Genomic DNA, 301 nt, shown 5'->3' with positions numbered 1-301 from the left:
GACGAAGCGGTGGCGGAGCCGGGGAACCTCGTGCCGAGACGCCGGCGGGACAGCGCCCCCCTTCTGCCTTGCCAGGCTTTCGTCCTTCGGAAAGCCAAGCAATTGACTTTCCGTCCGCTTTGCGGACCAACCTCAACAAGGGAGATTAGGCGCTCCGGCGCTTTCGCAAACCTCCAACCGCCGCAATCGCCACCGCCGCCACCACCAGCGCCGCCGCTACCGCAAATGTAACGCGCATCCCGCCGGCCACCGCCTGCGGCGCGGCGCCCGCGATATCCTTCGTCCCCACGGCGAAGGCAAA

General features: G+C 67.4%; 1 pseudogene. It reads right to left on the bottom strand.

Going from position 1 to position 301, the window contains the following annotated elements:
* Positions 1-145 precede the first annotated feature (145 nt).
* Positions 146-301, bottom strand: a pseudogene (locus tag EN869_RS35430) (MFS transporter); the annotation flags it as partial.

Origin of the sequence: Mesorhizobium sp. M2D.F.Ca.ET.226.01.1.1 (assembly GCF_004022705.2) — a bacterium.
In the GTDB taxonomy this organism is placed as follows: Bacteria; Pseudomonadota; Alphaproteobacteria; order Rhizobiales; family Rhizobiaceae; genus Mesorhizobium.
This window is presented reverse-complemented; position numbering and strand designations above follow the sequence as displayed.